At 56.8% G+C, this 25,437-nt stretch carries 26 protein-coding genes and 1 pseudogene; 20 read left to right on the top strand and 7 right to left on the bottom strand.

From position 1 onward, the window contains the following. Positions 1-35 precede the first annotated feature (35 nt). Both RS899_RS16390 and RS899_RS16385 read left to right on the top strand, forming a co-directional pair. Positions 36-392 carry a PilZ domain-containing protein gene (locus tag RS899_RS16390; protein ID WP_024764484.1) on the top strand — a complete coding sequence of 119 codons (357 nt, stop codon included), beginning with the start codon at positions 36-38 and terminating at the stop codon, positions 390-392. An 88-nt stretch (positions 393-480) separates the two neighbouring features. Continuing rightward, complete coding sequence (locus RS899_RS16385; protein ID WP_054910748.1) at positions 481-1,257, top strand: TatD family hydrolase; 777 nt, start codon at positions 481-483, stop codon at positions 1,255-1,257. A 264-nt stretch (positions 1,258-1,521) separates the two neighbouring features. Here RS899_RS16385 and RS899_RS16380 read toward each other — a convergent pair whose 3' ends face one another. Continuing rightward, on the bottom strand, positions 1,522-2,655 hold the full coding sequence (locus RS899_RS16380; protein ID WP_315807596.1) for an aminotransferase class V-fold PLP-dependent enzyme: 1,134 nt from the start codon (positions 2,653-2,655) through the stop codon (positions 1,522-1,524). Positions 2,656-2,739: 84 nt separating this feature from the next. Here RS899_RS16380 and RS899_RS16375 point away from each other — a divergent pair, with 84 nt between their 5' ends. The 7 genes and pseudogenes from RS899_RS16375 (at position 2,740) to gmtX (ending at position 10,718) form a co-directional block, all read left to right on the top strand. After that, the gene (locus RS899_RS16375) at positions 2,740-3,378 is read left to right on the top strand and encodes a TetR/AcrR family transcriptional regulator (RefSeq protein ID WP_045211585.1); all 639 of its coding nucleotides are present in this window, start codon (positions 2,740-2,742) and stop codon (positions 3,376-3,378) included. A gap of 94 nt (positions 3,379-3,472) precedes the next feature. Next, positions 3,473-4,441: a GTP 3',8-cyclase MoaA gene (locus RS899_RS16370; RefSeq protein WP_054910746.1), complete on the top strand. Its 969-nt coding sequence runs from the start codon at positions 3,473-3,475 to the stop codon at positions 4,439-4,441. A gap of 26 nt (positions 4,442-4,467) precedes the next feature. Further along, positions 4,468-4,587 (top strand): annotated as a pseudogene (locus tag RS899_RS16365) (radical SAM protein); the annotation flags it as partial. Positions 4,588-5,186: 599 nt separating this feature from the next. Beyond that, entirely contained in the window at positions 5,187-6,566 is a 1,380-nt protein-coding gene (gene gmtY, locus RS899_RS16360) for a gamma-mobile-trio recombinase GmtY (protein WP_315807595.1), read from the top strand. A 5-nt stretch (positions 6,567-6,571) separates the two neighbouring features. Further along, positions 6,572-9,526 carry a VPA1269 family protein gene (locus tag RS899_RS16355; RefSeq protein WP_315807594.1) on the top strand — a complete coding sequence of 985 codons (2,955 nt, stop codon included), beginning with the start codon at positions 6,572-6,574 and terminating at the stop codon, positions 9,524-9,526. A gap of 207 nt (positions 9,527-9,733) precedes the next feature. Continuing rightward, positions 9,734-10,090: a hypothetical protein gene (locus RS899_RS16350; protein WP_315807593.1), complete on the top strand. Its 357-nt coding sequence runs from the start codon at positions 9,734-9,736 to the stop codon at positions 10,088-10,090. After that, positions 10,083-10,718 (top strand): gamma-mobile-trio protein GmtX, encoded by a 636-nt coding sequence (gene gmtX / locus RS899_RS16345; protein WP_315807592.1) that lies wholly within the window; start codon positions 10,083-10,085, stop codon positions 10,716-10,718. The genes RS899_RS16350 and gmtX overlap by 8 nt, the downstream gene beginning before the upstream one ends. Positions 10,719-11,035: 317 nt before the next feature. Here gmtX and RS899_RS16340 read toward each other — a convergent pair whose 3' ends face one another. After that, positions 11,036-11,338, bottom strand: coding sequence for a helix-turn-helix transcriptional regulator (locus RS899_RS16340; protein ID WP_315807591.1), 303 nt, complete (start codon positions 11,336-11,338; stop codon positions 11,036-11,038). Between the two features lie 138 nt (positions 11,339-11,476). Between RS899_RS16340 and RS899_RS16335 the strand changes: the two genes are divergently transcribed. The 10 genes from RS899_RS16335 (at position 11,477) to RS899_RS16295 (ending at position 19,840) form a co-directional block, all read left to right on the top strand. Next, positions 11,477-11,944 (top strand): hypothetical protein, encoded by a 468-nt coding sequence (locus RS899_RS16335; RefSeq protein ID WP_315807590.1) that lies wholly within the window; start codon positions 11,477-11,479, stop codon positions 11,942-11,944. A gap of 3 nt (positions 11,945-11,947) precedes the next feature. After that, positions 11,948-12,193, top strand: a complete 246-nt coding sequence (locus RS899_RS16330) for a BPSL0761 family protein (RefSeq protein ID WP_315807589.1) — start codon at positions 11,948-11,950, stop codon at positions 12,191-12,193. Between the two features lie 15 nt (positions 12,194-12,208). Beyond that, the gene (locus RS899_RS16325) at positions 12,209-12,820 is read left to right on the top strand and encodes a DUF6088 family protein (protein ID WP_315807588.1); all 612 of its coding nucleotides are present in this window, start codon (positions 12,209-12,211) and stop codon (positions 12,818-12,820) included. A gap of 175 nt (positions 12,821-12,995) precedes the next feature. Further along, positions 12,996-13,310 carry a histone-like nucleoid-structuring protein, MvaT/MvaU family gene (locus tag RS899_RS16320; RefSeq protein ID WP_315807587.1) on the top strand — a complete coding sequence of 105 codons (315 nt, stop codon included), beginning with the start codon at positions 12,996-12,998 and terminating at the stop codon, positions 13,308-13,310. 73 nt (positions 13,311-13,383) lie between these two features. Then, positions 13,384-13,446 (top strand): hypothetical protein, encoded by a 63-nt coding sequence (locus tag RS899_RS30860; protein ID WP_409978086.1) that lies wholly within the window; start codon positions 13,384-13,386, stop codon positions 13,444-13,446. 308 nt (positions 13,447-13,754) lie between these two features. Further along, the gene (locus tag RS899_RS16315) at positions 13,755-15,647 is read left to right on the top strand and encodes an ATP-dependent nuclease (RefSeq protein ID WP_315807586.1); all 1,893 of its coding nucleotides are present in this window, start codon (positions 13,755-13,757) and stop codon (positions 15,645-15,647) included. Further along, on the top strand, positions 15,644-17,362 hold the full coding sequence (locus RS899_RS16310; RefSeq protein ID WP_315807585.1) for a UvrD-helicase domain-containing protein: 1,719 nt from the start codon (positions 15,644-15,646) through the stop codon (positions 17,360-17,362). Before RS899_RS16315 ends, RS899_RS16310 begins: the two co-directional genes overlap by 4 nt. Before the next feature lie 410 nt (positions 17,363-17,772). Beyond that, on the top strand, positions 17,773-18,288 hold the full coding sequence (locus RS899_RS16305) for a hypothetical protein (protein ID WP_315807584.1): 516 nt from the start codon (positions 17,773-17,775) through the stop codon (positions 18,286-18,288). Positions 18,289-18,598: 310 nt separating this feature from the next. After that, positions 18,599-19,192, top strand: a complete 594-nt coding sequence (locus tag RS899_RS16300; protein WP_315807583.1) for a hypothetical protein — start codon at positions 18,599-18,601, stop codon at positions 19,190-19,192. Positions 19,193-19,372: 180 nt separating this feature from the next. Then, positions 19,373-19,840 (top strand): hypothetical protein, encoded by a 468-nt coding sequence (locus RS899_RS16295; protein WP_315807582.1) that lies wholly within the window; start codon positions 19,373-19,375, stop codon positions 19,838-19,840. Positions 19,841-20,602: 762 nt separating this feature from the next. On the opposite strand, the gene RS899_RS16290 is transcribed toward RS899_RS16295, so the two are convergent. The 5 genes from RS899_RS16290 to RS899_RS16270 all read right to left on the bottom strand — a co-directional run bounded on the left by RS899_RS16290 (position 20,603) and on the right by RS899_RS16270 (position 23,933). Further along, positions 20,603-20,809 (bottom strand): DUF7336 domain-containing protein, encoded by a 207-nt coding sequence (locus RS899_RS16290; RefSeq protein WP_315807581.1) that lies wholly within the window; start codon positions 20,807-20,809, stop codon positions 20,603-20,605. Between the two features lie 553 nt (positions 20,810-21,362). Then, entirely contained in the window at positions 21,363-21,764 is a 402-nt protein-coding gene (locus tag RS899_RS16285) for a DoxX family protein (RefSeq protein ID WP_315807580.1), read from the bottom strand. 17 nt (positions 21,765-21,781) lie between these two features. Continuing rightward, positions 21,782-22,456, bottom strand: a complete 675-nt coding sequence (locus tag RS899_RS16280; protein WP_409978021.1) for an alpha/beta hydrolase — start codon at positions 22,454-22,456, stop codon at positions 21,782-21,784. Between the two features lie 30 nt (positions 22,457-22,486). Beyond that, positions 22,487-23,287 (bottom strand): class III extradiol ring-cleavage dioxygenase, encoded by an 801-nt coding sequence (locus RS899_RS16275; protein ID WP_315807579.1) that lies wholly within the window; start codon positions 23,285-23,287, stop codon positions 22,487-22,489. A gap of 16 nt (positions 23,288-23,303) precedes the next feature. Further along, complete coding sequence (locus tag RS899_RS16270) at positions 23,304-23,933, bottom strand: NADPH-dependent F420 reductase (protein ID WP_315807578.1); 630 nt, start codon at positions 23,931-23,933, stop codon at positions 23,304-23,306. A 112-nt stretch (positions 23,934-24,045) separates the two neighbouring features. Between RS899_RS16270 and RS899_RS16265 the strand changes: the two genes are divergently transcribed. Further along, the gene (locus tag RS899_RS16265; RefSeq protein ID WP_315807577.1) at positions 24,046-24,942 is read left to right on the top strand and encodes a LysR family transcriptional regulator; all 897 of its coding nucleotides are present in this window, start codon (positions 24,046-24,048) and stop codon (positions 24,940-24,942) included. Positions 24,943-25,437 lie beyond the last annotated feature (495 nt).

The raw sequence follows: 25,437 nt of genomic DNA, 5'->3' as shown, positions 1-25,437 counted from the left end.
ATCCGGCCATCGGAAAAATCTGCCAGGACAGCTGAATGAGCTTGCCACCAAATCTGGGTCCGCGTAACGGAATCCTGTCCCTGACCATCAAGGACAAATCCGTGCTGTATGCCGCCTACATGCCGTTCATCCGCAATGGCGGGCTGTTCATTCCGACCAACAAGACCTACAAGCTGGGCGATGAAGTTTTCATGCTGCTTAACCTGATGGACGAGCCGGAGAAGATCCCGGTCGCCGGCAAGGTGGTCTGGATCACTCCTCGCGGCGCGCAGGGTAACCGTGCCGCCGGCATTGGCGTGCAGTTCAACGACGGCGACAACACCGCGCGCAACAAGATCGAGACCTATCTCGCCGGTGCGCTGAAGTCGGATCGCCCGACCCATACCATGTAGCTCATACCATGCGAGAATGGCAGCTTGTACAGGCTGCAAACACGAAGCGCCCCGAGGGGCGCTTCGTCATTTTCCGGAGAAAGTTTTCATGTTGGTCGATTCCCACTGCCACCTCGATCGTCTCGATCTCGCCGCCCACGACGGATCGCTGGATGCCGCGCTGGACGCTGCCCGTGCGCGCGGTGTCAGCCAGTTCCTGTGCATCGGCGTGAGCGCGGACAATGCCAGGGCAGTGAAGGATCTGGCAGATCGCTACGCCGACGTGCATTGCTCGGTCGGCGTCCACCCGTTGGACCTAGAGCCGGGCGCCGCGCCGGCGCTGGACTGGCTGCTGGGCGAGTTGAACCATCCGCGCGTGGTGGCCATCGGCGAGACCGGCCTGGACTATCACTACGAGCCCGAGGCCGCCGAGCTGCAGCAAGAGGCCTTCCGCCTGCACCTTGAGGCCGCCAAGGTGACCGGCAAGCCGGTCATCGTGCATACCCGCGAAGCCCGCGCCGATACCCTGGCGTTGCTGCGCGAGGCCGCGCTGCCGCAGGCCGGTGTGCTGCATTGCTTCACCGAAGACTGGGAGATGGCCAAGGCGGCGCTGGATATCGGCTTCTATATCTCGCTGTCGGGTATCGTCACCTTCCGCAATGCCGAGCAATTGCGCGAAGTGGCCCGTCAGGTGCCGGTGGACCGCCTGCTGGTGGAAACCGATTCGCCCTATCTCGCGCCGGTGCCCCATCGCGGCAAACCGAACCTTCCCGAATACGTGCGCGAGGTGGCCGAGTACCTGGCCGTGTTGCGTGGGGTGAGTTTCGAAACGCTGGCCGAGCAGACCACTGCCAATTTCCGCCGGCTGTTCCCGCTGGCCTGCTGACGGTCGGTGCGCGGACAGCTTTCCCGCGCGCAAAAAAAACCCGGGTTCTGGGGGATGAATCCGGGTCAAGACCATTAGGAGTTTAACAATAAGGTACGCGATCCTCGGTACCTTCACCGGCGGAGCACTTGGGGGGAGATGCCGCGCGCCGGTATCTACAAGTATTGGTCAAGATGCCGCGCTTGCCACAGGGGGCCCGGTGTTTTTTAAACGGATTTGGAATACATCACACCGGGCTGAGCAGCTTTCTCGGCCGCGCCTGCGTTATTGCCCCGCCAAAGCCCCGATCAGCGCCAGGGTCTCCTCGATGACCGCTTCGCTGGTGTAGAAGTGCGGCGAGAAGCGGATGCCGGCGCCGCGCTGGATACACACCACCTGCTCCGCGCGCAAACGCTCCAGCAGACGGGTATTGTCCCAGCCGGCCAGGCTGAACGTCAGGATGCCGGCGCGGCGAGTCGGTTCTGCCGGGCTGTGCAGCGAGGCGCCGCAGAGGCGGCCCAGGCCGTCATGCAGTTGCTGGACGCGCGCCTGCACCAGTTCGCCTACTGCCGCCATGCCGACCTCTTCCAGCAGGCCAAGGCTGGCGTCCAGTGCCACTGCGCCGAGCATGTTCGGGCTGCCGCACTCGAAGCGGCGAGCACTAAGCGCCGGCTGCCAGTCGGCCAGGTCGTAGTTGCCGGCGTTTTCCAGCATGTGCCAGCCGTATTCCTGCAGCGCCAGTTGTTCGCGTTCGGCGGCGCGGCAATAGAACACGCCCAGGCCTTCCGGGCCGAGCATCCATTTGTGCCCATCGGCCATGGCGAAGGCGCAGTCGTAGGCCTGCACGTCGAAGGGCAGGGCGCCCAGTTGCTGGATGGCGTCGATGCAATACAGCACGCCGCGCTGGCGGCAGCCCGCCCCGAGGCGCTCCAGGTCCATGCGCAGGCCGCTGGCGTACTGCACGGCGCTGATCGAGAGCAGGCGCGTGCGCGGTGTGCAGGCGGCCAGCAGGTCGCCTTCGGGATCATCGCCGTCCAGGTTCACCTGGATGACTTCCACCCCGCGCGGTTTGAGTGCTTCCCAGACGACCCGGTTGGAGGGGAATTCCTGATCGCTGATCACCACTTGGTCGCCGGCGCGCCAGTCCAGGCCAAAAGCGACGAAGGACAGCGCCTCGGACGTGTTCTTCACCAGGGCGATATCGCCGGTGGTCCGGGCATTCACCAGGCGCATCAGGCGCTCGCGCAGGCGCTTCTCGATGGTCAGCCAGCGCGGATAGTCGCGGGCACCCAACAGGATGTTCTCCTGGGCAAACGCCGCGACGGCGTCTGCGGCGCGCTTGGGCCAGGGCGCGACCGCCGCGTGGTTCAGATAGCGCAGGCCGGGTTGTTGGGGAAACTCGGAAGAAAAGCTAATCATGTCGGATGATCCGTGCAATTTGGCGCTGAATAGGCATAATACGCGGCTTCGAATTTTGACTATTTTTGACCGAACAGTCTTTTTATGCAGAAAGAGCCGCGCAAGGTTCGCGAATTCCGTCGTCGCGAACAGGAAATCCTCGACACCGCCCTCAAGCTGTTCCTTGAGCAGGGCGAAGACAGTGTCACGGTCGAAATGATCGCCGATGCCGTGGGTATCGGCAAAGGCACCATCTACAAGCACTTCAAGTCCAAGGCGGAGATCTACCTGCGCCTGATGCTGGACTACGAGCGCGATCTGGCCGACCTGTTCCACTCCGAAGACGTCGCCCGCGACAAGGAGCGCCTGTCGCGCGCCTACTTCGAGTTCCGCATGCGCGATCCGCAGCGCTACCGCCTGTTCGACCGCCTGGAGGAGAAGGTGGTGAAGACCAGCCAGGTCCCGGAGATGGTCGAGGAGCTGCACAAGATCCGCGAATCCAACTTCGAGCGCCTGAGCCAGCTGATCAAGGAACGCATCGCGGCGGGCAAGCTGGAAGACGTGCCGGCCTACTTCCACTACTGCGCGGCCTGGGCGCTGGTGCATGGCGCCGTGGCGCTGTACCACTCGCCGTTCTGGCGCGAAGTGCTGGAGGATCAGGAGGGCTTCTTCCAGTTCCTCATGGACATCGGCGTGCGCATGGGCAACAAGCGCAAGCGCGACGGCGATACGCCGGCCGCCTGAGTCGCCATTCGCGCGATTCATCGTCGCGGTTGCGACAGGGCTACCGGCGCCGGTGGGGATATACTTGCATGAGTGATCGCCACCGGAGCCGAGCATGATCGTCGACCGCCAGGGCAGGCGCTTCCGCAATCTTCGCGTGAGCCTGACCGCCGCCTGCAATTACGCCTGCACCTATTGCGTGCCGGACGGCAAACGCCTGGTCGCGGCGCAGGACGAGCTGTCGGCGGAATCCCTGGTGCGCGGGGTCGCCTACCTGATCGAGTCCGCCGGTATCGAGCGTCTGCGCGTCACCGGCGGCGAACCATTGGTCAGTCCGAAGCTCGATGCCTTCCTGCATGGCGTCAGCCGTCTCGGGCTGCAGGACATCGCCATCACCACCAACGGCCAGCTGCTGTCGAAAAAGCTGCCGCTGCTGCTGGATTGCGGCATCCGCCGCCTCAATGTTTCCCTCGATACGCTGGATGCCGATGCTTTCCGGCGCATTGCCCGTGGCGGCGACCTGGCCTCGGTGCTCAAGGGGCTCGACGAAGCCCGCGCGGCCGGCCTGAAGATCAAGCTCAACATGGTCCCGCTACGCGGGCAGAACCTCGACCAGGTCGTGCCGCTGCTGGACTACTGCCTGGAGCACGGCTTCGAGCTGCGCTTCATCGAGCTGATGCGCATGGGCCACCTGGCCCACGATCCGAACGGCTTCCACCGGCAGTTCGTCAGCTTGCAGGAGCTGCTGGAGCTCATCGGCGAACGCCATCCCTATATCCAGGCCGATGCGCCGGTGGATGCCACGGCCATTCGTTATGAAGTGCCGGGGCAGGGCTATTTCGGCGTAATCGCCAATGAAAGCGTGCCGTTCTGCCGGACCTGTTCGCGTCTGCGCCTGTCCTCCACCGGCTGGCTGCACGGCTGCCTGTCGTCGAGCAACCGCCATTACGTCGGCGACCTGCTGGACAAACCGCGCCACCAGGCGCTCCCCGCCTTGCAGCGGTTGCTGGTGAGCGCCCTGGCGGACAAGCAGGAAGTCGCCTTCTCCGGCGGCGTCACCATCATGAAGATCATCGGCGGCTGAGATCGCCCTCAAGACTTGATTAGCCCATGCCCAACGAATTCCCCATTTCCTACATCGAGCCGGTGTTCCGGCCGCCGAGCGAAGCACACTCGCTCATTCTTCCCGTCACCAACGGCTGTTCCTGGAATCAGTGCGGCTTCTGCGATTAGTTATCCCTAAGTGAGCCCCTAGAAATCACCAAAAACTCTAGTTCCTTGCGGTTTGGAGGTTAGTTCTCGCCCCCCATGGCCTGTTGGCCCGCTCTCCCCCTGTAGGAGTTACCCCAGAAAAGTGCACGTTTTCCCAAACCGCATAAGCAAAGTCATAGCGTAGGAACCAGGTCGCTCAGGTCGCATCAGCTCCGGCCAGGAGCGATAGGCTATAGAGGCAGTTTCGCCTGACAGTGGTGACGACAGCGGTTGTCCTTTCTTTGACCATCTGATCCGGCCTACGCACGTGTAGTGCAGCCTATGTAGGTAAGCGAATTGCGTTGGACTGACCAGGGCAGAAATCTCGAGTAAACGCCGCTCTGCTAGGTGGTGGTAAATGCATTGAGTTGAGTTGAATCGCTATCGGCTTCCTCGTCATTCTGGTTGCGTCACTAACCAGAGCTCACGCTATGCCCAATCCACTCAACCTCTTCGACGTCATTAAATATAACGACGTATCAAACTGCGCCGCTCAGAGGGCGTGGTGTTTTCATGGCTTTCGAGAGGGGGCTTTACAGAAGATATCGCCCCACGTTCAAGGCTTGGGGGAGTGATCCATGCCATCAATCCTTGAGTCGTCCCACCGAGAATTCAGATCTTTTGTGGTCGATGCGACTGGCATACAGCATGTCCTGCCAGTCATCGTAACCGAGCATGGAGTTCTGGATCAGTTTGCTCGATACATGCATTTGAATCACCGAAAGAGCCGTTCTTGGCAAGACTCTTCGGTTTTCGCAGTCCGGTTGCTGTTGGAGTTCATGGAGGCCCACCATGGTTTCTATGACGAGCCGCGCACGCTGTTTACTGCATTTTCCGATGCATTGTTCACGGGTACCGTCTCGAGCATCGGCGATCCTTCTGGTCTGTGGTGGCAGCCCAGGCAGCCGGATGACGCTAGTAAGCTGATCGGCCATGTTACGCAGTTCACCGATTGGCTAGCGCTCGTAAATGAGGACGCCAAGCTTCAGCTTAATCCCTGGCGACAAGCGACTCGGCATGAAGAACGGCTGAGTTGGGCTGCGTATTCTCATCGTAGGGACAACGCATTCCTGTCACACCTTTGGCGCTCCAAACCGCAGATGAGTCAGTCCCGAGCCGTGCGCTCAAGGACAATGCCTGTTGAGCGGCAAACGCCCGCCAAGGCATTTCCAGAGGAATGCTTCGATCAGTTGGTATCGGAGGGCTTCCGTAGGCGGGCGCGAGATTCACGCGGGCCGATAGACCTTCGCAATGTCCTGATTACCTACCTCATGGAATACGGTGGAGTGAGGCTGTCCGAAGCGCTGTCGCTATGGAGCGATGACGTTAGCGTAGAGGATGGGGAGGTCATCGTCCGTGTTTATCACCCTGAGTACGGGCTGGCACCTGACGGTAAAACCAACCGCGCTGCTTACCTGCAAAGCCAATACGGGCTGCAACCCCGTAATCGGCTGGTGAAGGCGACAGACCCGCTGTTTCTCGGCTGGAAGAACGTATTGATTACTGACCCGCATCGACACTGCTTTGAGGTGTTTTTCTATCCCGGTGATTTTGGGCAGGTATTTGCCGGCCTATGGCGTGACTACCACCTTAAACAGCGGGTGAAGCCGAAGGCTGGCGAAGCTCACCCCTATGCCTTCACCACCAGGGACGGCAAGCCCTATTCGCACCGCATGTTTCGCAAGGCCCACAAGTTGGCCGTTGAGCGGATAGGGTTGGATTATTACAAGATGGCGGGTACCACCCCTCACGGCCACCGACATGCATTTGGTCAGCGGCTGGCACGTGATGGAGCTTCGCAACTCACGATTAGGAACGCCATGCACCACGTTTCGCTCGAATCGAGTCTGATCTATACGCAGCCTACGGCGAAACAGATGCGTGAAGAACTCCGCGATTTGGAGTGCCGAATGCAGTTGCGGCATGCAGAGGCCGACTGCTTGGTGATCAAGGACTGAAACTAATGGCAGCCAAGAAGAATTTTTATACCTACCCCGAGGCCAAAACTGCCGTCCAGGTGCTGAGCATCAAGAGTCGTTCTGAATACAAAAAGCGCTACCGCGAAGACCTGAGGCTGCCATCCAGTCCCAATCAGGCCTATTCCGACGCCGGCTGGATCGACTGGTACGACTTCCTCGGCAAGGAGCGGCCCGACCTCTACCCGACCTATGCCGAGGCCCAAGGCGCCGCTCAGACGTTGGGCATTAAGGGCCTGCCGGACTACCACAAGCGCTACCGCGAAGACCCGAGGCTGCCGGCCCACCCCCAGACAGCCTATGTCGTCGCCGGCTGGATCGACTGGTACGACTTCCTCGGCAATAAACTACCGGACTTCTACCCGACCTACGCTGAGGCCCAGGCCGCCGCTCAGGCGCTGGACATTAAGACCCATCCTGACTACCACAAGCGCTACCGCGAAGACCCGAGGCTGCCGGCCACCCCCCATAAGGTCTATGCCGACGCCGGCTGGATCGACTGGTACGACTTCCTCGGCAATGAACGGCCTAATCTCTACCCGACCTGCGCTGAGGCCCAGGCGGCAGCGCAGGCGCTGGGCGTTAACAGCCAGCTTGACTACAAAAAGCGCTACCGTGAAGACCCGAGGCTGCCGGCCACCCCTTATCGGGTCTATGCCGACGCCGGTTGGATCGACTGGTACGACTTCCTCGGCAATAAACGGCCAGACCTCTACCCGACGTATGCCGAGGCCCAAGCCGCCGCTCAGACGTTGGGCATTAACAACCAGCTTGACTACAAAAAGCGCTACCGCGAAGACCCGAGGCTGCCGGCCAGCCCTAATCAGGTCTATGCCGACGCAGGCTGGATCGACTGGTACGGCCTCCTGGGCAATGAACGGCCCGACTTCTACCCGACGTATGCCGAGGCCCAAGCCGCCGCTCAGACGTTGGGCATTAACAACCAGCTTGACTACAAAAAGCGCTACCGCGAAGACCCGAGGCTACCGGCCCACCCCCAGACAGCCTATGTCGTCGCCGGCTGGATCGACTGGTACGACTTCTTCGGCAAAGCAAACCCTAGCGCTGCGCTAGCGGACTACCCGCTCATGTGGGCAAATGTTGAGCGGTGGCTAAAGACCCAAACGAACATCACCGGAAAGAAATCCGCGATCAAGGCTTTTCTGGGTGGTTTCTATCAGGTTCAGAGGTTGCCCGACGAACCCAGGCATCTGCTGCTGCGCGCCAATCCATTCCCCATTGAGGCCTACCAGCAGTTCGTTGAGGGCCAAGCCGAGTCCCTTAAAAGGCCTTTTCACGGTGCTATCACGGCCTTTTTCGGCTGGCTTTTGGATGAACACTGCACTGATGCCGACGCGGACGAGCGCATTGTGCTTGCTGAGTACCGGAACCCCTTTCAGACGGTGTTGGCCGGCTTTGTAGATAGCTTGCAGGCCTACCGGCCCAGCGAGTCCACCAAGCCGCCGCTCGGTTATGAATACATCCTCCGTGCGCGAAATTTCCTCGTGCCGAACGGCGAACAGGTATTACAGACACGGCCCAGCCTGACGGATTTGCCGCACCTACAGGACTTTTTTGCGAGCCGCGCCGACTGGATTTATGTGGACGAGTCGCTGATCGATCGCGACGATCCGAACTGCATCTGGCGCGAGGTCAAGGCTGATCGCAAGATGAAAGACAAGCGCGAAGTGGTAAACAGCTATCAGATTTGGTCGCCTGTTCGCTTCGTGGCGCTCTACTCACTGCTGCGTTTTCCGCTGCGCGGCCAACAGATCCTCTGGCTCGACAGCGGCGAGGCGGATGACGAAATTGCCGTTCTTGATGCTGAGCATGGCGGTGTTCGCTGGGAGAAGAACACCGGCCCCCTGGCCGGGAAAGGGAGCAAGAAACGTCGCCCGCAAGCTGCGGTGCAGCGCGGCGAGAACGACGCCCCGAAGCTCTATGTGACTACCAACAAGACCGGACGCAAGGAAGGCGGCTATGAAGCTCCGTGGGTTCCTGATGATCTGCTCTATTGGTTCCTCTTGTTGCGCGACTGGCAAGCCAAATACAACCCGCTGAGAGAGCCGACGCGCTGGTCTGCCATCAAACTTCGCGCCGAAACCAATGAGAAGATTTTGCAAGCACGTGGCACCCAATGCTTTCTGTTCCGCACGGATGCCTCGGGTCAGCCGGCGTTCACCACAACGGCTTTCACCCACACCTTGCCAGCATTGCTTTACGCGATTCAGCGCTCCGGCGAAAACCTTGCCAGCGAAAGCCCCAACTTCAAAGCCAACAATCAGCGCCATCTCAGTCCCTACACACCGCACAGCCTGCGCGTCAGCCTGATTACGGCGTTCATCGCAGACGGCGACGCGCCCATTCAACTGATCTCTAAGCTGGTCGGCCATGCCTCGCTGGTTATGACGATCTACTACACCAAGCTGAACAGCGATCAGATGCGCCGCACCATGGGCGAGACTGAAAAGCGCGCCGCTCAGGTCGCCACCCAGCGTCATGCTGAAACGGTAAGGAGGCACGGATTAAAGCCGCTTCTCAATCAACTGATTGCAACGGACGGTAATCGCTCGCTGCTCGAATCTGACGTGGCAAACTCAGCCTGCATGGTGTTCGATTGCGGCATCTGCCCTATGTCAGGCGCTGCATGCAATATTGGTGGTGAGGCTCTCGCTGAGAGAAAGGTTGAAAGTCTCTATGCACCTGTCGAGGCAGGTTATCTCGGTAAGAGAAACTGTCCACGCTGCCGTTTCTTCGTCACCGGAGTTCCGTTCCTTGGCGGGCTGGTGGCGCTGGCCAACGAAATCGCATTGGAGACTCACGCGGAAAGCGCACGTTTTCAAAAGTACACGGAAAAGGTTGAACTTCTGGAGCAAGCATTCTACGACCTGTGCCAGGCGAGTCAGCTAGACACCCGACAGGAGCAGGCAGAGCTTAAGTAGTCGAGAGCAATCCAGGAGCAGAGCGCAGGGAAGCTCGATGGCCTGCTGGCTGACTATGTTGCCGTCAATCACTACGTTCAGGGCTGCCTGAAACTAATCAATAAAGGAGAGCAGAGCGGCGAAGGCGAGAATGGCGTCAGACTGATCGCCGGTGGCGATCTTGCCGAGGTCGGTGTCGCCTTTGAAGATTCCGAGACGAATTACCACTTGCTGGCCGAAATCTGCCAGAACGCGACCATCTATCGTTCGGCCAATCCCTCTCGGGCCGTGCCTCTGATTGCACAAGCCATCGATCGCATGGCCGAAAATAACGGCCTGGCACCGGCCATGTTCAGACTCGACGACGAACAGAAGCTGGTCGTCGCCAACGAGATGAATCGGATTCTCCTTCAGCGTTTGGGGTCCTGGGAAAAAGTCGGCGACCTGTTCTCGGGCGACCGGATGCTGCTCGACATTGACACTCACGAGCCCGAACTGACGCGCATCTCGACAGAGATCGTACAGCTTCTCTCCGATCCCATTCGCGTGTGCCAGTTGAACCAGGAGGCTTCTATTAGTGAGTGACCAACTTGTTTCGCCGCAGGACACCTACGGGCGGCTGATGGGCGAGGCCAACGATAGCCGCCGTAAGCGCAGCCTGGAAGCCATCAACGAAACGTGCCGGTTGCTGCATGAGCGGCATTCCTTGGACTTCTCCTACAAGACCATCGTCACCCTTGGCAAAGACCGTGGGCTGCCGGTTCCCGGTGAAAAGTCAATCGTCAATACGACCGGCGCGCATTACCGGGAACTGATCCAGGCTTGGAAACTCGCGTCGCTGCCCAAGGCCAGTAAGACAAAGGCTGATCCAAATGATTGGATCGAACACATCCAAGACCCAGTGCAGCGCATGAGCGTGAGCCTACTCGCTAAAGAGTTGCGGGCGCTCAAGGCCAAGGAGTCGCGGAAGGCTAAGCACAGTGGCGCACCGATTATTCTGGGAAGCGCAGCGGGGCAAGCGGTTTCCACTCGGCCGCTCTTGAATGATGCTGAGTTGGCAGCGTTGAAAGCTGCGATTGATCCGGCGTCGCTTGGCCTAGTGGGGCTGTCGATTGGCAGCAGGGGCCAATTGGAGGATGTGAAAGGAAGGACGATCCTCAAGCCTGGCTTCCGCGATGCGCTTGAGAAAGTTCTCGCCGTGCAGGTGAAGTGATTACGGACGTCTGGGTTAGACGCACTTGAGGAGTTCGCTGAACGCTCCTCGACGCAGCTCTGAGACATGCCCTGACAAATCGCTCAGAACTGTACGTAAATACAGTGCTTAACACAAATCCAATGAGTAGGGGCTTGGAGAGTGTACTGAGGCGCATCGTCCGAAGTAGATGGATTGCTGGAGGCATGCACGACAGCTGCTCTGTCCCGGGCTGAATCTGCGTTTCTGCGCCGGGTTGAAAGGAGCAGCGTTTCCAGGCTCGAGAAATGAAACGCTGCTCACTGGAAGTATGAGGCCCTAGAGCGCCCGGCTTTCGCTCACTCGGTCTCAGGGGCCCCTAGCAGCTGTTGCAGTTCGCTCGAGATAAGTTGAAGCACCTCGTTCCCTGATTCTCTCTTGTCGCCCGCCGTAGAGATGTACGTGAGCGCAACCAAGGTGGCGGGATGAACCTCCAAGACAGAGCAAAGCTCTTCCAGCTTCTCCAACGTGGGGCTGGTTTTCCCACGCTCAAGCATGCTGATAAACGTCCGACTGCTCACCACTGCAAAAGCTTCCTGGGACAGATTCCTTCGGAGACGCACCAGCCGCAGAGCTTTTCCGAAGCGCTCTTTCGTTTCCATTTTGCATACCCGCAAAAGGAAGCGATAAAGCGATATTGAACAAGATATGGCTACAAAATATATTGTTCATCGACGCCCCGTAAGGCAGCTTCGGACAACACGAGGCTGATCACGTTCGAGGCCCGGGAGGACCAAGTCATGTTCATGACCCATCGACAGGGTGAGATTCTCTTAGAAGGCCTTACCGAGGATGACTCGGTGCAGGCCTGGTCATTCGTCGAATTGGAGCTAAATGCTCCTCTGCTTTTCATGGAGGTCGTTCGTGTCATTGGCCGCGCACGCTACGAAAGCATCCTTATGACGACCAGCATCACTGACCTAAAAAAAGCAATTATCGAGGAAGGACCCAGATTCCAAATTGAGAAGATCTCGGTCGTTATCCCTAGCAGGCTGACCGGAACCGAATCCTGGGAGATGGAGATGCTGGACGAGGTACTTCAGGTAGCCGACTCGGTAACCAATAAGTCAGGTGTAATGTTCAAGACCGCAAGTGGCAAAAAGTACTTTTCGGAACATGGCGAATGGGCTGAGCCTTTACGAGTTGACAAGCACATCTACAAGTCATCAAGAAAATATCCTCCTGCAAAATCCACCTCCAGAGGATAGACCATGTCTATGCCGCACGAACGCACTCGCGCAGTCATCCAAGCGCGAGAGTTTCTCGTCGAAATCTCCCAAAACATCAGTCTCCCGATGACGCTTAGATCCGACGCGAAGTTTCTATTGCGGCATTACCCCAGCGCTGACCAAGTATTGCTCGCGGGAAGGATTGAGGAGGAGACCTTTACCGAATCGCAGGGCATAGCTCATTTACTAGGCCCCATATTCAGTTCCTCTACAACTGAAAGCCTTTAGGAGCCTGCACCCAAAATGGCGAGCTCACCCAGAGCCACAAGCGCAGTCAAAGATTGGGTACTGCGGTACCCAGCACGGCGCCCATTCCAAACTAGCTCACTCCACTACCTTGGGCCCCGAAAAGCAGTACTCAGCGCGCTGTATAGGCTTGTTGTTCGCGGTGAGATTGAGAGGGTCAGCCGGGGAGTTTATGTGCGCCTTGAAACCATTCCCCCCTTTGGGCGAATTGGTGCGGAACTGGCTGATGTAGTTGAGCTGATCATGAAATCCAAGGATGCAAAATATCAGATCCATGGTGCAGAGGCTGTTCGGAAATTCGGGTTAACTACCCAAATGCAGGTCACTCCGGTTTTCTATACTACTGCTCGCAGCATGAAGATTCGAGTATACAATCTAACAGTAAGGTTTCAGCACGCTCCAAGCTACTGTTTTCAGCACACAGATTCGGTAGCCGGACTGGCAATCGTGGCCCTCTACTTTTTGGGTCCTGAGGGTCTTACGCTTGGTAACGTCTCCAAAATCCTCAATAAGCTCCGCACTGCAGACCTTGAGAAGCTGCAAAGCAGCGAAATGCCACCATGGATGCGGCAGACGATTTCGCTTCCGCTCGCAGAGCTTATTGGGTAAGCATCTTGGCTCGGGAGCCTAAGGAAAAAAGTCCCCAGCGTACCTAGCAGTCGGCATCAGTCGAAAGCCAGCTCCAAAACAGACGTTACTGCATAAAATCACATCCAGTTAGTATCCAGCCCTGACTAGCTGCTTTAAACTCCGAAAGCTTAGTTGTTCTTACTTGGAGTAAATCATGTCTAGGCTTGCTGAATTTCGTGCAGCAGAAAAAGCTGTGGCCGAGCAGCTGGCCTATCTTGAGTCGTTGAAAAATGATTCCGGCTTGAAGAAGGAGATTGAGTTCGAAGAGAAACTCAACGTCCTTCTTGCCCAGTACGGCGAGTCGCTCAAGGACGTGATATCAATCCTTGATTCCTCGTCTCAGCGAGGCATACGCACTGGCACTGCTAAACCAGCTCGCCGAGCCCGTGCGATCAAGGTATATAGGAACCCTCATACCAATGAGGTCGTTGAAACCAAAGGCGGCAGCGATAAGGTCCTGAAATCCTGAAATCCTGAAATCCTGAAATCCTGAAATCCTGAAATCCTGAAATCCTGAAATCCTGAAATCCTGAAATCCTGAAATTCTGAAATCCTGGAAGGCCGAACACGGCAACGACACGGTTGAATCCTGGCTACAGCAATAACTGATATTCGTAACACCAGAAGCGCCATCGGCTCCCGCCCATCATTACTGAGCGGTATGAGGCGACGGCTGCCGGTCGCGACAGGTCGGAGCCGGCGTTAGCGGTTCATTTGTGAATTACTGCTTTCGTCCCTCAGCCATACGAGGCTACTGGTCATATCGAATGCAAATCACTGGTCAAGTGGAGGGCAGGATCCCAATCTGCGCGCCGCAGGTGCTCCAGATCTCCTTCTACTCCCGATTTTCGCCACTCTTGCTTCGCTCCGCCGGAATAGGGTTCCATCCGCACATCTAAGGATGGAGACCCTCATGTACCTGGCTGAACTCACCATTAAAAACTTCCGCAAGCTACGTGACGCCAAGCTGAAATTCCAGCCTGGACTGAATGTTCTCGTCGGCCCAAACAACGTGGGGAAAAGCGCCGTAGTGGATGCTCTCCGAACCCTCTTGGCCGGACATGAGGAGCCTTATCCTCGTCTTGATATCGCTGACCGTCATCGGCCTTCAAAAGGCGAATCAGAGGGCGACATCAGCTTCCACTTCGTCTTCAAGGATCTCAGTCACGACGACGAAGCCGACTTCATCGCGGCTCTGCAGCCCGGTGCTCACGACACCATGGAAGCGCACATCCACGTCAGGTACACCGATGCCGATCAGACTGGCCGCTTCCGGGTGAAGCGATGGTGTGGAGATCACCTCGACATCCCGCTCACCTCTGACATGATGGAAAACCTGCGAGGCGTTTACCTACAACCTTTACGTGATGCCGCCCAAGGTCTGCGTCCAAGCCGCAACAGCCAACTGGCTCGCCTGCTCCACCTCCTGACCGATGATGAAGGACGGGAGAAGATCAATACTGCGCTGAAGGAACTAGACGAGCAGTTGCAGCAGAACGAGGCGATCAAAAGTACCCATACCGCAATCTCCACCCGGCACAGCTCCATGATGGGGGAGCAGTTGGCGCAGGTACTTGCAGTCGGACTTAGCGCAACCGATTTCCAGCGGCTTTCCGCGCGCCTATCCCTGACTGCTCAGTCCATGGAAATTGAGCAAAACGGCCTTGGCTTCAACAATCTGATTTTCATGGCAGTGGTGCTCAGCGAACTGGCTAAGAATCCTGAAGCAGCGTACCGAAGCTTGATCGTGGAGGAGCCGGAGGCCCACCTCCATCCCCAACTACAGCGCGTTCTCCTGAGCTACCTGGCCGGTATTCCTACCAAAGAAGGTGAAAAGCCGGTGCAATTGTTCGTCACGAGCCACTCGCCGAACTTCGCCAGCAATTCGAAGCTTGAGTCCTTGGTGTGCTTAGTCGAGAACGAAGCCGGCGTGGAGACCTTCTTTCCACGTGATGTCCAGTTCGCAAAAGGTAAGCGGGAGAAGCTTGAGCGCTACCTGGATGTGACCAGAGCCGAGCTATTCTTCGCCCGCCGCGTCATCTTCGTGGAGGGCGCTGCAGAACTCATGCTGGTCGACGCGCTCGCGAAGATTTTGGGATTCGACTTGAGGGAATATGGCGTCAGCCTCATAAGTGTCGAGGGGCTGAACTTCGACTCGTTCCTGCCGCTATTTGGAGAAAAAGGGCTGCGAATCCCGGTCTCGGTCATTACAGATGCTGACCCGTTTGAAGAAGAAGAGGTACTTGAATCCGCTGAGGATAAGCGACCTGCCGAGGAGCTCCAGGAGGAGCTCCTCGCGGAGGCAACCTACCTCGACGAAACAGATGCAGAAAACGGGGGTGCAGCAGAGCAACCGGCCGATGAAGGTGGCGAGCCAAAGAAAAAGAAGAAGCTAAAGGCTGCATATCCCGCGCTCGGCGAGTCTGTTCGGATATCGAGCAACACGCTGAAAATGAAAGAGTCCGAAGATCAGTTTGTGAAGGTGCACCACGGGGTGAAGACCCTTGAGTACGACTTGGCGCTACTGGCGGAAAATCGGAACGCCATGCTGCAAGCATTGGCCGAACTTCATCCCAGAATCTCGGTGGCGCTGAGAAAAATCGTGGACGGCGCGCCAGACAACACAGCCAAAGCCAAGGCGCTATTCTGCGGGATGTTCGAGCGCAAGGACAGCAGTAGCAATGTGCAGAAAGGTCGCTTCGGCCAAGCGCTCGCCGAGCAGATTGCCATATCACCAGGATGCAAGGTCCCTAAATACCTTGAGCAAGCGATCCGACACGTTTGCCAGGGAGCGGACACGCCATGAAGCTATCCGATGAGCAGAAAGCTGTAATCGAAGCCCCCCTAGAACCTATGGCGGTCACAGCTTGCGCCGGCAGTGGAAAAACAGCCACAGCTATCCGGCGACTGATCGCTATTCGGCAAAAGCTGGCTGATCACCGCGGTCGCGTCGTGCTGTTGTCGTTTTCCAATGTCGCGGTTGATACCTTCAACAAAGGTTACGCAGAGCTCGCCTCGGATTTGCCGGACGACGCCGAGCGCAAGCGCGTAGAAGTGGCCACGCTAGACGGATTCTTCACCCAGCATGTTCTGCGTCCCCATGCCTACCGCACCATGGGAGCTACGCGAACCCCCTATCTTGTATCGGGTTCGGAAGCGTTCTTAAGTAGCTTCCAGTACTGGAAGAGCAAAACCGAGCGCCCAATCCCGATCAAAGATGTGCAGGTAGGTGTAGAGAATGGAAAGTCGATCTTCTTCATAGACACCCAGGGAACCGTGGAACAGCTTGATCGCGGAAAGGCCCAGGAGCTCATCGAAAAGCTGGGGCGCACTGGTGCATATACCCATAATCTTGGGCGCTACTGGGTAATTCGAACACTGCTTCAACAGCCTGCCATTCTGAGGGCATTGGCTACCCGCTATCCCCAGGTGCTAGTCGACGAATCGCAGGATCTGGGCACGATGCACAAAGTGACCTTGGAAATACTCATCAAGGCGGGCGTGCAGGTATCACTGATTGGAGACGTTAACCAAGGCATCTTCGCCTTCGCCGGCGCTGATGGCATGTTTTTAAAAACCTACGCCGACCGCCCGGGAGTGAAAGACTACAAGCTTACGCGCAATTACCGCTCCCTCCCTCCCATCATCGATATAGCCAACCGGCTCTGCGGCCGAAACGATGAGCCAGACAGGCAACCCGGGCAAGGTGGCGCATTCTTCATAGGGTACAAGGACGCCGAGCTACCTACGCTGATCAGCTCTTTCAAAGCTCGTCTCGGCGAACTGGGCATAGAGGAGAAAGACGCAGTCATTCTCAGCAGGAACACGGATCGCGCCGCCAAGCTTGCAGGAAAAACAGCCGCCCCAGGACAGGGAGTTGTGAACCTTTTTGCAGAGGCTGCATTGGCCCGTGATCAACAGCATCACTATCAGGATGCTTTCCGTCTGGTATGCAACGCGGTTGTGAGCCTGATCGACGATGCCCCGCGCGGACTCAGCTCGACGCTGCAGGGGGCGCCTCACGAAGCCTGGATTCTGGGATTTAGGCGGTTGCTGTGGGCATTTACCCGCAATACCGAGACTGGGCTACCGTCCTGTTCGCTCCAAGCCAAAGCGCAATGGCATCCGAAGCTGGTCGAAAATCTGCGCGCCTTGCTTACTCAAACTGATCAACTGTTCGGACTGAAAACAGTCGCTACGTTCGGACATAAGATGGCCAAGAAACGCTTGGAGGACGTCGCGCTCAGCGGTGCCAAAGCTGATGACCTGGAAGCTCATGGCTTAAGAGTTGAGACTGTTCACCAGGTTAAAGGCGAGTCCATCGGCGCAGTGCTCTACGTCGCGACCAAGGCCAACATCACCGCCTTGCTGGCCGGCACGGCTACGGAAGACGGCCGCATCGGCTACGTGGCACTGACGAGAGCGAAAAACCTCTTTTGGCTTGCTGCCCCCACCAGTTGCTTGGGCGCAATGCGCACTGACTTGATCAACGCTGGCTTCATCGAGGCCGCAGCGAAGTAATGATGAGCTAACCAGGCTCGGTCGATCATGCGTATTTGCACTCGCGTGGCCAGTCACTTGCATTCGCGCTGACCGAATTTTCGCATGGCTAAGGGGCGAAAGCAGCCATCCACGACCGGCAGCTACCGACCCATAGCCGCCCCTCACACTGCGATCAGTGGCGCCTTCACTCGCTTCGAGAGAGCGTTATGCAGAATGTGAATGGCTAGCCTCCTTTGATGCGCGTATCAGAATAGACACAAGATGATGACAAAGTGCTATGAATGCGCTAGTTATCGCTAACCGAGACTGAGCCCAGCCAGGCTACTCCCCACACCTGCACACCAAGGATGGATGCATGCGGGCTATAAATTCGATACGAGTATCAGTTAGCGTGCGCGCTCCCGCGCCTCGCCGGGCTAGGAGAAGTCATGAAGACCCAGGACAACAAGAATTTCACTGCGATTCTATTTTTGCCGCTCTCGTTAGTATTCGCGATAGCAATTATTGCACCAGAAATGATTTCTTCACTTTCCTATAAAAAACCAATTTCGCTAATCCCTGGAATCGCATCACTCGCAAAAGCGACTCAATGGGAATTAGAGGGGCGAGCAATTTGGACATCATTCTGGCTAAGCATGCCTATATTGCTACCCTTGGCCATCTATATCGGAATGAAGCAGCCCGCGCCGATTATTAGTAGATTCAAAAGCCTTTATACGTTTGTAGTTATATTGACTTGCACCGCAGGCTTTGGATGGCTTTTTTGGAACGGTGTTGAACCAGATCCGAGTGGCGGGCGAATCTGGGAAATATACCAAGGGTCATACGTAGGATTTATTGCGACAACATATATTGTTGTGGCTGGCTTTTACATTTTTGTCTGGACGACTGCAAAAGCCTTACTTATGACTCTTGGGCTTGCAAATTTCGAAAAGGATATTTGAGTTGCGATCAATGGGCGGTACACGCCGATGGCTATTCGCAAGCTCCGCACGATAGAGCTCGATCACCTGGACGGCATAGTCGGCTGACTACTGGTCGATTGCTGCCGCTGCCGAGAGGCAGCTACCGAATGTGGATTCAACCCAAAGCGGACTATTAAAATCAATATCTGGCTACCAGCGCAGAGCTACGCCCTAGTGATGATCTGGGCTCGACCAAAGATGTGCACTAGGATTGCAACGCCGCACGAGAGAGTCATCGAGGACGATGGTCGACTCCTATAGCCGAGCGCTCATTCAGGGAGGATTGCAATTGAAGATCAATAAGGGGTTGGCGATGGCATTGGCCTGCTCATTTGGAACAGCCGCAAGTGCCGATGAGCTTTACGAGTTCTTCTCCATCGAGTGCATGCCGGAGCTTCGCGCGTTGCGAATGTCGTCGGTAGCCATCTGGAACATCCCTGAGCAGGTTTGGCCAAATGCGCCTATTCAAGACGACCGAGCCACGTGGCTTAAGGCGAATTGGGCGCTTCACGAGCAAGCTCTGCGTAGGCTGGAGCGGGAGCGGAACCTGTATGTGTTTGGCCAGATGTACGGGATGGCGCAGGGCGATCCGATTCAATGCTCGCTACCCGGGCTGCACATCAGCATAGATTCGCAGAAGATAGAGCGCCCGGATGATGAAATGAAAGGGGGCACTCGGGGGAATCCACGGATTGTTGCAAGCTGGGCCAATGGGAAAGAAGCGTTCACTACTCACCTCGCTCCTGGGGAAGATCTACAAGTATCAGCAGGTGAGTACGCCTTGACGATCCTGCACTGCAAACCGGTGGATGCTGGCTCGCCTGTAACCCAAGAAAAACTACACCGCTGCGTAGAGCGCTTCGAACTGCCAAAAGGCGACTGACCTCTCCTTCCGAATGCGGGCCTGCGCCTGACGTCGATCGGTTGAATCCACAGCCGAAAGCTGCCTCTCGCAAGGAGCTGCTAATGGCGAAAGGGACCATGGCAAAGTGGCGTAGCTGTACGTGACAGCGCGATAAAGCTGCCGGTAAGCTGGTACGCCCAATGGACGGGGAAGCGAGAAGTGATCGGAAAACGAGTAGTCGAAGTAGCATTTTTTGTTGCCCTTCTTAGCTTTTGGATCGGCTACTGGGTAACACCAGAGCTGATCCCCCTTCCCCTACCTGAAACGCTGCTCAGCGTTAGAGTGGCTAACGCTATTGCTGTCGCCGCCAGCGCATCTCTCTTGAGCGCGCTCTTTTTCGCCGTGACTCGCAAAGAGGCGGATGCGATAGAGGTTTTTCGACCCTATGGGCTGGTGCTTTTCGGTGGGGCGGTATTTGTTCTTACCTACGCCTTTCCCTGGCTGTTCTTTGTTAACGGGTCAAGCGGCTTAGGTGTGACAGCTTGGTTCTTCCGACTGGGGACGAGCGAAGCTCCCTCTTTCAGTCTCTACATTGCGCTCATACTGAGCCTAGGTAGCTTTGGGCTGTACCTCTTCATGATCGGATTGAAAGCGTTCCTTTCAGTGCTTTCACCCCGGCTCAAATGACTGTCTTTCGTGGCCTACGGCGAAAGACAGCTGTCGAAAAAATGTCGAAATCAATGCAACACAAAGGCATAAATCCGAACCAGCAGCCCACAGAGTTAGCCGCATAGCAACACATTGCGACGCACCGGCACTCCGGTCTCGAGGGTTCGATTCCCTATACCCGCAAGATCCACCCACAGGGTACTGCCTAAGGCAGCTTCCACCCCACAGCTGCACCTCGCAAAGGACGGCTACCAGCTAGGCGCTGCCCCCCGTGGGCGAGTATCGGCCAAAAGCGTTCGAGGGAATCGACTAGGCGCACATACGACCCTAAAAGCGCTGCCCTTTCCTAGGCTTAGCGATGAGTTGCCATTCATCTTCATAGACGATGGACCCCGGATCCGCTGTCCGAAGCACTTCGACGTGAAAACCATGGGGCTCAAGAATACCTTTTAACCGCCACATATGTTGAATAGCCTCACTGGCAGCCGGCTTGAACCATGAGATGGCGCGACGATGCTCGTCTGACTTAAGGACACCCGGTACAAACAAATGCTCGTTAAACCATGTCAAGCAGTTTCGTAGCTCGGAATGTTCACCAGTAGTGAAATCGCCGTTATCTCGAAGGTCATGCGCACAAACCAGGATTCCAGTTGTGTGGCCTGAGTCAGGGTCCATAGCCAGTGTGGTAAATCGGATGAGCATAGGTACTTGATCCTCACCGGAACGGCCACTTTAGACCGGTTTCTACCCCGACCTATAAGGCCTCGCCTTCAGCTCTGCCTAGATTCCAAAGCCTTCCTGCCAAAAGGTCGTATCTAGTTCGTACGCGTCGACGGTGAAGCCCTGCGGCGAATCACTAAAGCCGGGCATCGAGGACAGCTCTAAAGCAGCCGCATCAGCCAACGCCGCCGAACTGTAGATACCTATTACCTTCACATCATCACCTTCTTCCCGCTCAATCAGATGCTGGAGCAGATAAACGGCCATAGATCACCCTCCGTTGAAATCTCTTAATTTTTAACCTTGAAGATGGCTTGCAGGAGGCGAGGAAGATGGAAGACGTGTCGGAATTATGAGGTGCAAGCAAGGTTTCAAATGAGTCCATTCCCCCTATCGACCTATCTGGAGCTATAGATCAAGTAGGTTATTGTCGAAGCCATGAATACGACCAAAACAAGCACGAGCCATGGCCGTATGACTTTCTTACCTAACTCTCCACCCGAAAAACCTCCAAACATTACCGCCTCACTCCTGCGTCGCCCTGGTGAGATATCAAATAGGGCTGCGATCAAAGTCCGCTTCTGGCCGGTTGCTGCCCCTGAGGAGAGGCCGCTATAGGCATCCCACCGATAGTCCTGGAAATGGCGAGGCTTCAGCTGCTCCATGCCGTTGGGTTGGCTTTTTGCCTGTGCGCGTGTGCGAGCGCAGCTTGCGCTGCTCTTCGTGTACCGCCTCCCAAGGCTCGAACTTGCTGCTCGATCCGATGGGGTGTAGGTAGGGCAATAAAAAAGCCCCTGATCAACTCAGAGGCCTTTCAACATCAAGCGCTGGTGGAGGCTTTCAAAGCAGCTTTGCCATCGCCCAGTAGCGCGACAACCAAGGCCGAGACGGTCAGGTAGATCGGATATTCCCAACCGCCATTGGCGTTGGTGAAACTCCAGCCATTCCCAAAATGGACAGTCGAAGCAACGAACAGTTGAACGACCGCGATGGCGGCTACCCAGCGGCTGTAGATACCTGCGATCAACATGATTCCGCCAATCACTTCGAAGGCCATGACCGGGTAGGCAAGGAAGCCAGGAAAGCCAATCGAACTGAAAAAGCCTGCAGTACCTGCCGGCGTGAATACGAAGACTTTGGTCAGACCATGTGCCAGGAACATGATCCCTAAGGCGAGGCGCATGAACAGTGCGGCGTAAGGAGCGGTGCGTGTATCAATCATGACTGTTTCCGTTTTACTTAATTGTTGAGGTTGAGGATCTTTTTGAGCCATGCCGAGAAGTCGGCCAGCTCTTGTTCCACGATCTGGTGAGCCATGTCGTAGAAATGGGTTTCATGGGCGATGCCGAGTTTTTCGAGCCACGCGTCAGCCTCGTGCGCCCAGGTTGCGGGCAGAACACCGTCTTTCTGACCGTGAGCAATGAATGCAGAGGTCGACTTGAGGCGATCTGGCGCGGCAATTTGTGGTGCGATTTCACGCAACATCCGGCCACTCAGGAGCGCGAAGCCCTTCACGAGTTCAGGCTCGGTCACTCCGACGCTCGAACTCATGATGCCGCCTTGGCTGAAGCCCGAAATGACTGTCGGGAGCTTGGGCAGAGCACCGATGAACTGGATCAGCAACTGACGACTGTCCTCGGCTTCTTCCTTGTTGAAGGACGGGCCTTCATTTGTGAACGTGACCTGATACCAGCCGAAACTCTGAGGGCCGAGCTGACGTGGGCCACGAACCAGAATTACCTCCAATCCTTCAGGCAGAGCAGGTGCAATAGTCGCCAGGTTTTCTTCGTTGGATCCCACGCCATGGAGCAGTAGCAGGCGTGCTTCAGGATTCGCGGTATTGCTGGCTTTCCTGTAGTGCAGACCAGTGTTTGGTTCTCGTTCCAGGCTAGCGAAACTGGTGTGGTTCAACATGCTGTGTACCGCCTTTAAAATGGGTCACGTTCAGTTGCCATGACGGGGCGAGTCGAAAAGGTAACTGTCCATGGCGAGCACGCCGTAGGTGATGCCGCCTTCCAGAACTTTGGTCTCAAAGCCTTCATCGGCAGCGCCAAGAGCGATGAACAGCGGCAAGAAATGCTCGTCAGTTGGATGAGCTCGCTGAGCTGAAGGCGCGTGCTCCACATAATCCAACAGCGACTGAGTGTTCCGTGCCTTGAGCGCCTGGTGTGTCCAGGCGGCGAACTGTTTCACGTACTCCGCCTCCGCAGTGTCACGCCCCCTGAATTCGTAGAGGTTGTGCGTGAGGCTGCCTGAAGCGACCAACAGGATATTCATGTCTCGCAGGGGCTTGAGTGCCTCCCCCAATTTCCAGGCTTGCCGGGAGTCCAGAGTGGCCGGCATCGACACCTGAACCACTGGTAAATCCGCTTCAGGTGCCAAGTACATCAGTGGCACCCATGCGCCGTGATCCAGCCCTCTGGTCTGATCAAGCTCCGAGGCCCAACCAGCAGCTCGCAGCAGGTCGACAATATGGCTGGCCAGTGCGGGGGAGCCAGGTGCTGGGTATTGCAATCGGTACAACGCCTCAGGAAATCCACCAAAGTCATGGATGGTTTCTGGGGTGGTGCTCGCGGTAACCCTTACCCCGCCACGGGTCATCCAATGTGGAGACAGGATGACAATGGCATCGGGCTTGGGCAGCTCGTGACGGAGCTCGCCAAGCCGTTTACCAGCGAGGCCGGGCTCAATCGCGAACATCGGAGCACCATGAGACACAAACAGTGTCGGGAACGGCGTGCTCATGGTTTGCATCCTTGGGTTACTTGGTCAGCCAGGCTGGGGCAGCAGAAGTACCCATACCGGCGCCATAGCCGAGGTAAATGTTCAGACCCGCCAGAGGCTCCAGATAACGAGCGTTAACCAGGGCGCCGGTGTCCTGAACGTTCCAACCCATGCTTTGAGCCAAAGCGGTTACTGTCTGCTTGGCGCGCTCGTCGTCCGAAGCCACAAAGACGGTGCCGGTCTGGTCGTTGGCGAACTTCGGCCCATCTGCAAGCACCTGGGCGAACAGGGTGTTGAACGCTTTGACGACATTCGCCTGCGGGACGGCTTTGGCAATTTCTTCGGAAGCACTGGTGGTGTGCCCGACGGTGAGCGACATGTAGTCAGCGCTCAGTGGGTTGGTGATATCGACGACGATTTTTCCGGTGATATCGCCGAGGCTCTGTAGTGCGGCTGCCGCGTCGCTGTAGGCAGTGGCAACGATGATCACTTCGCTGTCGCCAAGTGCATCAGCGGCGCTGTAAGCGTTGACGTTGGTGAACTGGCTGGCTAGTGCATTGGCCTTGTTCAGATCGCGGCCTGTGACTCGAACCTGGTGGCCAGCAGCGGCCAGTTGTTTGGCAAAACCCGAACCCATATTGCCGGTGCCGATCAGGGTGATTTTCATAGCGACCTCTTGAATAGGTGGAATTGCGTTGTGATGGGCACATTCTTATAGATTGATTAATCGAGATAAATAGGCTCAACTGGGACTGATTGTTCCACTTAGTGAGATTGTTATGGATCGTGCGCTGGAGATGGAGGTGTTTTGTGCTGTCGTGGACAGAGGCAGCTTTGTCGGTGCTGCTGAACCTCTCGGAATGTCCAAGGCCGCTGTGTCACGGTATGTGAGCGGACTGGAAGAGCGCCTCGGCGTACGACTGCTTCATCGCACGACTCGTAGCTTGTCGGTGACGGAGGAGGGGAGACAGTTCTACGACCAGGCCAAAGATGTCCTCGCCATGATGGCTGAAGCGGAAGCGGCGGTTTCATCAGCGGGCCCTGAAGCCAGCGGCGTGATTCGGGTGAATGCTCCATTGAGCTTTGGCGTGTTGCACCTTGCGCCGGTGTGGGGCGATTTCATGCGTGTCTACCCGAAGGTGGAGCTCGATATCACACTGAACGACAGGATCGTGGATCTTGTGGAGGAAGGGTTTGATGTCGCCGTGCGAATTGCTCGTATGGAGAGCTCCTCATTGGTAGGACGCCGTCTTGCGAGCACCCGCATGCGGCTCTGTGCTTCACCGGCCTACCTCGACAGCCGTCCGCCCATACGCCAGCTCGCGGACATCGCGGGGCATGGCGTCATCGCGTATAGCAATTACGCCAGTGGCAGCGAGTGGTTCTTTGATGGCCCGAATGGCAGGGAAGGGGTGCGCACGCGTTCAGTGGTGCGGTGCAACAACGGTGATACCTGTCGCGCGATCACCTTGGCGGGTGAAGGAATCTCGTTGCAGCCCAGCTTTATGGTGGCTGAAGACATCCGCAAGGGTGATCTCGTTGAAATCCTTCCGGAGTACGCATCCGTCGAGTTGGGGATTTATGCGGTGTATCCCACTCGAAAGCACTTGCCACAGAAGGTGCGTGTGCTGATCAACTTTCTAGCTGAGCGGTTCGCCAACCCGTCCTGGGGCTGACGTGTTTGGGGCACTGCCGACGAGTCTCCATTGTCCTCTGCGGGCATTTGGCTTAGGTGGCTGCACTAACCTGTCAACTTGCTTCAATCCGTTTTTGATCTCCGGGATGGATACCGGTTGATTACAACGCCCAAGCGCAATAGAGACCGATTCTGTAGCCGATCAACGACAGCTCTTGGCCGGAAGCGGCCTCATGATCGCGCGCGATGCACCCTAGTCCCTCACTCATGTGGAGGACGAATCATGACTGCACCTACAACGAATGCTCGCGAACCTTGGAATAAGGGCAAGCTGATCGCTATTGGCCGGGACAGTCCTTCGCCAGCACCTACTTTCGGCTAAGTGAGGCCTCTCACAGCTACCTACGGATCTAGGATCGCTTCACCAGGCGTTTGGATAACCAGTCTGATAGCACATGACTGCCAAGAAATTGGCGAGTAGATCTAGGACTCGCCTGCAGCGTGATTCCTAAAATTGGTCCTAGAAAAAAAGTAT

The sequence above is a fragment of the Pseudomonas sp. C9-3 genome (genome assembly GCF_032392015.1).
In the GTDB taxonomy this organism is placed as follows: Bacteria; Pseudomonadota; Gammaproteobacteria; order Pseudomonadales; family Pseudomonadaceae; genus Pseudomonas; species Pseudomonas nitroreducens.
Note: the sequence above shows the minus strand (reverse complement) of the source record. Positions and strands in the feature narration are given on the sequence as shown.

Bases quoted from the DNA above. Each gene is read 5' to 3' on its own strand.
- RS899_RS16305 (WP_315807584.1), top strand. From the start codon at position 17,773: ATGAAGACCCAGGACAACAAGAATTTCACTGCGATTCTATTTTTGCCG.
- RS899_RS16325 (WP_315807588.1), top strand. From the start codon at position 12,209: ATGGCGAGCTCACCCAGAGCCACAAGCGCAGTCAAAGATTGGGTACTG.
- RS899_RS16335 (WP_315807590.1), top strand. From the start codon at position 11,477: ATGTTCATGACCCATCGACAGGGTGAGATTCTCTTAGAAGGCCTTACC.
- RS899_RS16270 (WP_315807578.1), bottom strand. From the start codon at position 23,933: ATGAAAATCACCCTGATCGGCACCGGCAATATGGGTTCGGGTTTTGCC.
- RS899_RS16280 (WP_409978021.1), bottom strand. From the start codon at position 22,456: ATGTTGAACCACACCAGTTTCGCTAGCCTGGAACGAGAACCAAACACT.
- RS899_RS16390 (WP_024764484.1), top strand. From the start codon at position 36: ATGAGCTTGCCACCAAATCTGGGTCCGCGTAACGGAATCCTGTCCCTG.
- RS899_RS16385 (WP_054910748.1), top strand. From the start codon at position 481: ATGTTGGTCGATTCCCACTGCCACCTCGATCGTCTCGATCTCGCCGCC.
- RS899_RS16375 (WP_045211585.1), top strand. From the start codon at position 2,740: ATGCAGAAAGAGCCGCGCAAGGTTCGCGAATTCCGTCGTCGCGAACAG.
- RS899_RS16380 (WP_315807596.1), bottom strand. From the start codon at position 2,655: ATGATTAGCTTTTCTTCCGAGTTTCCCCAACAACCCGGCCTGCGCTAT.
- RS899_RS16310 (WP_315807585.1), top strand. From the start codon at position 15,644: ATGAAGCTATCCGATGAGCAGAAAGCTGTAATCGAAGCCCCCCTAGAA.
- RS899_RS16355 (WP_315807594.1), top strand. From the start codon at position 6,572: ATGGCAGCCAAGAAGAATTTTTATACCTACCCCGAGGCCAAAACTGCC.
- gmtY (WP_315807595.1), top strand. From the start codon at position 5,187: ATGCCATCAATCCTTGAGTCGTCCCACCGAGAATTCAGATCTTTTGTG.
- RS899_RS16285 (WP_315807580.1), bottom strand. From the start codon at position 21,764: ATGATTGATACACGCACCGCTCCTTACGCCGCACTGTTCATGCGCCTC.
- RS899_RS16275 (WP_315807579.1), bottom strand. From the start codon at position 23,287: ATGAGCACGCCGTTCCCGACACTGTTTGTGTCTCATGGTGCTCCGATG.
- RS899_RS16290 (WP_315807581.1), bottom strand. From the start codon at position 20,809: ATGGCCGTTTATCTGCTCCAGCATCTGATTGAGCGGGAAGAAGGTGAT.
- RS899_RS16340 (WP_315807591.1), bottom strand. From the start codon at position 11,338: ATGGAAACGAAAGAGCGCTTCGGAAAAGCTCTGCGGCTGGTGCGTCTC.
- RS899_RS16320 (WP_315807587.1), top strand. From the start codon at position 12,996: ATGTCTAGGCTTGCTGAATTTCGTGCAGCAGAAAAAGCTGTGGCCGAG.
- RS899_RS16370 (WP_054910746.1), top strand. From the start codon at position 3,473: ATGATCGTCGACCGCCAGGGCAGGCGCTTCCGCAATCTTCGCGTGAGC.
- RS899_RS16330 (WP_315807589.1), top strand. From the start codon at position 11,948: ATGTCTATGCCGCACGAACGCACTCGCGCAGTCATCCAAGCGCGAGAG.
- RS899_RS16315 (WP_315807586.1), top strand. From the start codon at position 13,755: ATGTACCTGGCTGAACTCACCATTAAAAACTTCCGCAAGCTACGTGAC.
- RS899_RS16265 (WP_315807577.1), top strand. From the start codon at position 24,046: ATGGATCGTGCGCTGGAGATGGAGGTGTTTTGTGCTGTCGTGGACAGA.